Annotated in this window: 7 protein-coding genes; 1 reads left to right on the top strand and 6 read right to left on the bottom strand. The window is 65.5% G+C overall.

Translation table 11 applies throughout. The annotated features are described in order from the left end of the window. Positions 1–172: 172 nt before the first annotated feature. Positions 173–793 (bottom strand): HAD family hydrolase, encoded by a 621-nt coding sequence (locus tag LXM55_RS31570; RefSeq protein WP_233324027.1) that lies wholly within the window; start codon positions 791–793, stop codon positions 173–175. 225 nt (positions 794–1,018) lie between these two features. Here LXM55_RS31570 and LXM55_RS31565 point away from each other — a divergent pair, with 225 nt between their 5' ends. Next, positions 1,019–1,204, top strand: coding sequence for a DUF2188 domain-containing protein (locus tag LXM55_RS31565; protein WP_233324025.1), 186 nt, complete (start codon positions 1,019–1,021; stop codon positions 1,202–1,204). Positions 1,205–1,364: 160 nt separating this feature from the next. On the opposite strand, the gene LXM55_RS31560 is transcribed toward LXM55_RS31565, so the two are convergent. From LXM55_RS31560 to LXM55_RS31540, 5 genes are all read right to left on the bottom strand, one after another. Beyond that, positions 1,365–1,886, bottom strand: coding sequence for a hypothetical protein (locus LXM55_RS31560; protein WP_233324023.1), 522 nt, complete (start codon positions 1,884–1,886; stop codon positions 1,365–1,367). Positions 1,887–1,936: 50 nt separating this feature from the next. Continuing rightward, on the bottom strand, positions 1,937–2,542 hold the full coding sequence (locus LXM55_RS31555; protein WP_233324022.1) for a hypothetical protein: 606 nt from the start codon (positions 2,540–2,542) through the stop codon (positions 1,937–1,939). Between the two features lie 50 nt (positions 2,543–2,592). Beyond that, positions 2,593–3,006, bottom strand: a complete 414-nt coding sequence (locus tag LXM55_RS31550; RefSeq protein ID WP_233324021.1) for an LIC_13387 family protein — start codon at positions 3,004–3,006, stop codon at positions 2,593–2,595. A 152-nt stretch (positions 3,007–3,158) separates the two neighbouring features. Continuing rightward, positions 3,159–4,931: an acyl-CoA dehydrogenase C-terminal domain-containing protein gene (locus LXM55_RS31545; RefSeq protein WP_233324019.1), complete on the bottom strand. Its 1,773-nt coding sequence runs from the start codon at positions 4,929–4,931 to the stop codon at positions 3,159–3,161. A gap of 179 nt (positions 4,932–5,110) precedes the next feature. Continuing rightward, complete coding sequence (locus LXM55_RS31540; protein ID WP_233324017.1) at positions 5,111–6,733, bottom strand: acyl-CoA synthetase; 1,623 nt, start codon at positions 6,731–6,733, stop codon at positions 5,111–5,113. Positions 6,734–6,948 lie beyond the last annotated feature (215 nt).

Below are 6,948 nucleotides of genomic sequence, written 5' to 3'. Positions count from 1 at the left end.
AGAGGGCATGCCTCGCTATGCGAGGCACCGAGTGGAGGGGCAGAAGCGTTTTGCTTACTTTTGTCTGGGCCGGCATTCCGGATTTTCAAAAGTGAGTCGCCGTAAGGGCGAAACCGCCAGCCGCCACACCCACAGCAACGGATATGTACACTTCACTTCCCCCCGGCCCCCCTCAAACCACCCCCAACTCCCCCAATTGCCGCCGCGTCTCCCCCCCGGCCACATGATGAATCGCCCGCCACCCCAGCTCCCTGGCCGCGACGATATTCGGCGCATGGTCATCAATGAACACCAGCTCCTCAGGCACCACCCCCGGCAAATGCGCGCGAATCCGCCCCAGCGTCGTGTGGTAGATCTGCGCATCCGGCTTGATCTGCCGCTCCTGCCCCGACACCACGATGTCGCGAAACTTCTGCAAAAACGGATAGTGCTCCCAGGCATAGGGAAAGGTTTCCTGGGACCAGTTGGTCAACCCGAACAGCGGCACCTGCGCCCGGTGCAGTTCCTCCAGCAGGGCCACGCCTTCGTCCAGTGGCCCCTTGAGCATCTCCGGCCAGCGCCCGTAATAGGCCTCGATCAACGGCGCATGCTCGGGATGCTCGGCCACTAGGCTGCGGGTGGCTTCGGCCAGGGGCCGGCCGGCGTCCTGCAGGGTGTTCCAGGCCTGGGTGCAGACGGTGTCGAGGAACCACTGGCGGCGCTCATCGTCGGGGATCAGTTGGCGGTACAGGTGGTGCGGGCTCCAGTCGAACAGCACGCCACCAAAATCGAAAACCACGGCACGAATCGTCATGAACACTTCCTTTTGAGCGGTGAGGGGCCAGGCGCCATCCTGCGACGCTGAGCAGCGCATTGCAATTTGCCCGTGGCCATTGGCGCCAGCGTTCGCGGGCCTACGCCCCCTGGCCAACCTGAAACAGTGACCCGGCGCGCCGACACGCGGCAGTCGCCGCACGGGTTGGCGGGTGTAAGGTAAATCCCCCAAGCCCCAGGCACACGGAGAACAAGGGAGGTGTCCATGAGTACGCCGCTGCTGAACAAGCTGCAGCTCAACGGCTATCAGGTATTGAGCGTCAACCACGGGCCCTGGAAGGTCTGTACGGCGGGTGACCGGCTCGCCACTTTCGGCACCCGGGAAGAGGCCATGGCTTTCGCCGCTGCCTTGCCGGTGCGCAGGGCGTCACCGGCCACCCAGCATCGATAGCACCCGACAGCAAAAAGCCCCGAATCGATCGGGGCTTTTTGCTGTCCGGGCTGCTGCAAGCGCCGGGTCAGTCGACAATGACCGGCTCGTTCGGATCATCGCTCAGGCACACGGTCAATTGCTCCCCGGCCTTGTTGAACGCACAGCGGGGCAGGGATTGCTACTTGATGAAGCTCAGCGGTGGCAGGATGAACGCCGCCGCCAGGACCAGCGCCCACACGGTTTGCAGAAACAGCACATCGGTGCTGGTGGCGGCGGGCCGTGAGACGAGGCGTCGGCGCCAGTAGAAGTACAGGCCGCTGATAACGAACAGGCACACAATGCCCATCATGTAGTCCAGCTCCCAGTCCTGGGGGCTGAACGAGCGGCTGCCATCTTCATCATCCGGGTAGGTGAGCCGCCACCAAGCCCCCAGCAGCAATGGCACGAGCCCGGCCATCAGCCACGCCATACGCGCGCCGGGCATCCGGGTCAACAGGGCCAGGACCAGGCCGATCAGGCACAGTACCCAGGCAAACAGGTACAGCTGAAAACCCATGGCCCCACCGAACAACGTGCCGCTGACATCCCGCGGCTGCATCATTTGCACGTCGCACAGCAGCATCACCGACAGCGGGATGGTCACGACGATCCAGCACAGGGGGCGGTACAGCCACAACCACAGGGTAAACAGGCGAGACATGGGCACACTCATCAAGGTCGAGAAAAGGAAGAAAGAAGCCAGGAAGACGGTCAGTCGACAATCACCCGGGTGCCCGGGCCCAGGCACAGGCTCAACTGCTTGCCGGCCTTGTCGAAGGCGCAGTAGGGCAGGGGTTTGTGGGTGAGGGCCAGCAGCGGTGGGAGCATGAACGCCGTCGCCAGCACCAGGGCCCACAGGGTTCGCAGCAACAGCAGGTTGCGATGGGCGGGTGGACGCGGCTTGAGCCACTGCCGGCGCCACAGGTAGACCCCGCTGTAGGCCAGGGCGAAACCGAAGACCATCACATAGTCCAGCTCCCGGGGCTGGATGCTGAAGATCAGGTTGCCGTCGAAATCATCCGGGTAGTTGATCCGCCACCACAGGCCCAGCAGCAACTGCACCAGCCCGGCGACGATCCAGGCCAGGCGCGCGCCGGGCACCCGGGTCAGCACGGCCAGGCCCAGGCCGAGCACGCTCAAGGCCCAGCCGCCCAGGTACAGCATGAAACCCATGGAACCGCCGAACAGCGTGCCGCCGACCTCCCGGGGCACGATCAGGTGCAGGTTGCAATGGATCATGGTGGCCAGCGGTGCGGCGACCGCGATCCAGCACAGTGGGAGGTAGAGCCGGGAGCAGAAGAGGTACAGGGACGACATACGGGGACTCGAAAATGACAGTGCGGATGAAGGTGCGTGGCCGGTTGGGTTCAAGCCAGGGGCAAACCGCAGGCAAGCGCGAACAGCACCAGGGCGATGCTGATGCCCACCAGGGGAATTCGGAACCAGTAACGGATCGCCAGCAGCCACAGGCTGGCGAGAAAGCCCAGGCCGATCAGCAGCAGGCCGCGGGCTTCCAGCAGCAGGGCCGGGTGCAGCCAGGCCAGGTAGCCATAGACCAGGCCGAACAGCATGGCGCCCAGGCTGTGGCTGGCATTGAAGCCGACCCAGGCGCGCCACAGGCTGGTCTTGCGGGTGATCATCAGCGACACCTGGCGCATGTGCTCGGCCAGGGCGGGATCACGGGGCTGGAGTTTGTCGGTGGCGAAGGTGCAGATCAGGTGCAGGCTGCCAAGCAGCAGCACGATGGCCGAACTGGCGACGATCAGGGCGGGGGCCAACACGTTTCTTCCTTGGGCGGTGTTCGGGTGCGAAGTATGCCGGGCCGCTTGAGGTTTTGCATCAGTGGGGTGTGCTGTTGCCTGAGCTTGGAGCTTGGAGCTTGGAGCTTGGAGCTTGGAGTTGGGGCAGGGCGCGGGGCACCCTGCCCGGGCACTCAGAATTGCTCGGCGTCGAGGCCGAACAGCGAGGCGCTGCCGGCGCGGATGCTCTGCTCCAGGCTGAGGATGCGCGGCAGCAGGCGGCTGAAGTAGAACCGCGCGGTGGCCAGCTTGGCGCCATAGAAGCCATCGTCCTCGGAGCGCTGGTGCTCGGCCACCTGGGCCATGCGCGCCCACAGGTAGGCGTAGGCCACGTAGCCGAACAGCTGCAGGTACTCGACGCAGGCGCTGCCCACCGCGTTGGGGTTCTGCGCGGCCTGCTCGCGCAGCCAGTCGCTGAGGTCTTCCAGGCGCTGCACCGCGTCCAGCAGCTCGGCGGCGTAGGCGGCGCCGGGCAGGTAGGCATAGTCACGGATCTCGCCGGTGAACAGGCGCAGGGCCACGCCGCCGTTACCCACCACCTTGCGCCCCAAGAGGTCCAGGGCCTGGATGCCGTTGGTGCCCTCGTAGATCTGCGCGATGCGCACATCGCGCACCAGTTGCTCCTGGCCCCATTCGCGAATGTAGCCGTGGCCGCCGAAGACCTGCTGGCCGAGCACGCAGCTGTCCAGGCCGGTGTCGGTGAAGAACGCCTTGGCTACCGGGGTCAGCAGCGCCACCAGGGCTTCGGCGTTCTGCCGCTCATGGGGCTGGTCGGCGAACTTGGCCAGGTCCAGCTGCTGGCCGACGTAGCTGGCGAAGGCCCGGCCGCCTTCGGTCATGGCCTTCATGGTCAGCAGCATGCGCCGCACATCGGGGTGGACAATGATCGGGTCGGCGATCTTGTCCTTGGCCACCGGGCCGGCCGGGGAGCGGCTCTGGACGCGCTCGCGGGCGTAGGTGCGGGCGTTCTGGTAGGAGTTCTCGGCGCAGCCGATGCCCTGGATGCCGATCGACAGGCGTTCGTAGTTCATCATGGTGAACATCGCCGCCAGGCCCTTGTTGGCCTCGCCGATCAGCCAGCCGCTGGCGCCGTCGAAGTTCAGCACGCAGGTGGCCGAGGCCTTGATGCCCATCTTGTGCTCGATGGAGCCGCAGCTCACCGCGTTGGCCGCGCCGAGGTGGCCGTGGGCGTCGACATGGATCTTCGGCACCAGGAACAGCGAGATGCCCTTGGGTCCGGCCGGGGCGTCCGGCAGCTTGGCCAGCACCAGGTGGATGATGTTCTCGGTCAGGTCCTGCTCACCGCCGGTGATGAAGATCTTGCTGCCACTGATGCTATAGCTGCCGTCGGCCTGGGGTTCGGCGCGGGTGCGGATGATCCCCAGGTCGGTGCCGGCATGGGCCTCGGTCAGGCACATGGAGCCGGCCCAGCGGCCTTCGTACATCGGCGGCAGGTAGCGCTGCTTGAGCTCCTCGCTGGCGTGGGCGTCGATGGCCAGGCAGGCGCCGGAACTCAGGGCCGAATACAGGGCGAAACTGGAGTTGGCGGCGTAGAGCATCTCTTCGAACTGCACCGCGAGCATCTTCGGCATGCCCATGCCGCCGTAGGCCGGGTTGCCGCTCAGGCCGACCCAGCCGCCCTCGATGTAGGTGCGGTAGGCCTCCTTGAAGCCGGCCGGGGTGCGCACCTGCCCGGCATGCCAGCTGGCGCCTTCCTCGTCGCCGCTGCGGTTGAGCGGGGCGATCAGGTTGGCGGTGACCTTGGCCGCCTCTTCGAGGATCGCGTCGGCGGTGTCGGCGTCCACGGTGTCGGCCAGGGCCGGCAGGCGCGCCCAGAGCGTGGGCGCGTTGAACACTTCATGCAGGACAAAGCGCATATCGCGCAGCGGAGCATTGAATTCGGGCATTGCAGGAACCTCGGGCAAAAGGGGAGGTTGAGCGGCCATGGCCGCATGAATCGAAAACGAAACCCGCCCTCTTGCAGGAGCCGGCTTGCCGGCGAAGCGGCCCGTGAGCCTGGTGCCGCACGGGTGGACGCCTTCGCTGGCAAGCCAGCGCCTACAGGGGAGGGGCTGGTGTAGTCAGGCTAGAGGTTTTTCGCCAGGTCGCGCAGGACGAACTTCTGGATCTTGCCGGTGGAGGTCTTGGGCAAAGTGCTGAAGACCACGGTGCGCGGCACCTTGAAGCCCGCCAGGTGCTCGCGGCAGAAGGCGATGATCTCGGCTTCGCCCACGTCCTGGTGATCGGCCTTGAGGGTGACGAAAGCGCAGGGGGTTTCGCCCCATTTTTCGTCGGGCCGGGCCACCACCGCCGCTTCCAGCACACCCGGGTGGCGATAGAGCACGCCTTCCAGTTCGATGGTGGAGATGTTCTCGCCGCCGGAAATGATGATGTCCTTGAGCCGGTCGCGGATTTCGATGTAGCCGTCCGGGTGGGTCACCCCCAGGTCGCCGGTATGGAACCAGCCCCCCTCGAAGGCCTCGGCGGTGGCGCTGGGGTTCTTCAGGTAGCCCTTCATCACGGTGTTGCCGCGCATGAAGATCTCGCCGATGGTCTGGCCGTCCCATGGCGTGGGTTCCAGGGTTTTCGGGTCGGCCACCATCACCCCCTCCAGGGTCGGGTAGCGCACCCCCTGGCGTGACTTGATCTGGGCCCGCTGTTCCAGGGGCAGCTCGTCCCAGGCCGCGTGCCAGGCACACAGGGTCACCGGGCCATAGACCTCGGTCAGGCCGTAGACGTGAGTGACCTTGATGCCCATCTCCTCCACGGCGCCGATCACCTTGGCCGGTGGCGCGGCCCCGGCCACCATGGCGTTGACCGGGTGGTCGATGGCCGCCTTGGCCGATTCCGGCATGTTCACCAGGGCATTGAGCACAATCGGCGCGCCGCACAGGTGAGTGACCTGGTGCTCGCGGATCAGGTTGAGGATCTTCTGCGGGTCGACCCGGCGCAGGAACACATGCACCCCGCCCAGGGCGGTGACGATCCACGGGTAGCACCAGCCGTTGCAGTGGAACATCGGCAGGGTCCAGAGGTACACCGGGTGGTTGCCCATGGCCCAGATCATCTGGTTGCCCAGGGAATTGAGGTAGGCGCCGCGGTGGTGATAGACCACGCCCTTGGGGTTGCCGGTGGTGCCCGAGGTGTAGTTCAGGGCGATGGCCTGCCATTCGTCTTCCGGCCACTGCCAGGGATACTCCGGGTCGCCCTCGGCGAGAAAGGCCTCGTAGTCCAGGTCGCTGACCGCCTGGCCTTCGCCGTATTCCGGGTCGTCGACATCGATCACCAGCGGCGGGTGATCGAGCATGGCCACGGCGGCGTGGATCACCCCGTGGAACTCGCGGTCGGCGATCAGCACCTTGGCTTCGCCGTGGGCCAGCATGAAGGCGATGGCCTCGGCGTCCAGGCGCACGTTGAGGGCATTGAGCACGGCGCCGATCATCGGCACGCCGAAGTGCGCCTCGAGCATCGCCGGGATGTTCGGCAGCATCACCGCCACCGTGTCGTTCTTGCCGATGCCGCGTCCGGCCAGGGCCGAAGCCAGGCGCCGGCAGCGGCTGTAGGTCTGGGCCCAGGTGCGACGGATCGAGCCGTGGATCACCGCCGGATACTCGGGGTAAACCGCAGCGGTGCGTTCGATGAAGCTCAAGGGGGAGAGGGCGATATGGTTGACGGCAGACGGCGCGAGGCCTTGCTCGTAGATGGACATGGTTCGGGTACCCGGTGGCTGATTATTAGCTCTATTGGCCGACGCTTGCGTGGTGGGTGCTGCCTGCCTGAACCCCTTCGGCGTTCCCTGCAGGCAGCACACCCAGCGAAAGCTCGGTGACTTATCCGGGGTCTTTTATATACTGTTTGTCGATTGATATGGAAGTACTACCTGAGTTGTATAGTAGTTATACTATATCGAGAAGTTCGCTGTTG

Origin of the sequence: Pseudomonas sp. Au-Pse12, assembly GCF_021341665.1 — a bacterium.
Classification (GTDB): Bacteria; Pseudomonadota; Gammaproteobacteria; order Pseudomonadales; family Pseudomonadaceae; genus Aquipseudomonas.
Note: the sequence above shows the minus strand (reverse complement) of the source record. Positions and strands in the feature narration are given on the sequence as shown.

What these genes read in the sequence shown, in the direction of transcription:
- LXM55_RS31570 (WP_233324027.1), bottom strand. Translation starts at nt 793, where the DNA reads ATGACGATTCGTGCCGTGGTTTTCGATTTTGGTGGCGTGCTGTTCGAC.
- LXM55_RS31565 (WP_233324025.1), top strand. Translation starts at nt 1,019, where the DNA reads ATGAGTACGCCGCTGCTGAACAAGCTGCAGCTCAACGGCTATCAGGTA.
- LXM55_RS31560 (WP_233324023.1), bottom strand. Translation starts at nt 1,886, where the DNA reads ATGTCTCGCCTGTTTACCCTGTGGTTGTGGCTGTACCGCCCCCTGTGC.
- LXM55_RS31555 (WP_233324022.1), bottom strand. Translation starts at nt 2,542, where the DNA reads ATGTCGTCCCTGTACCTCTTCTGCTCCCGGCTCTACCTCCCACTGTGC.
- LXM55_RS31545 (WP_233324019.1), bottom strand. Translation starts at nt 4,931, where the DNA reads ATGCCCGAATTCAATGCTCCGCTGCGCGATATGCGCTTTGTCCTGCAT.
- LXM55_RS31540 (WP_233324017.1), bottom strand. Translation starts at nt 6,733, where the DNA reads ATGTCCATCTACGAGCAAGGCCTCGCGCCGTCTGCCGTCAACCATATC.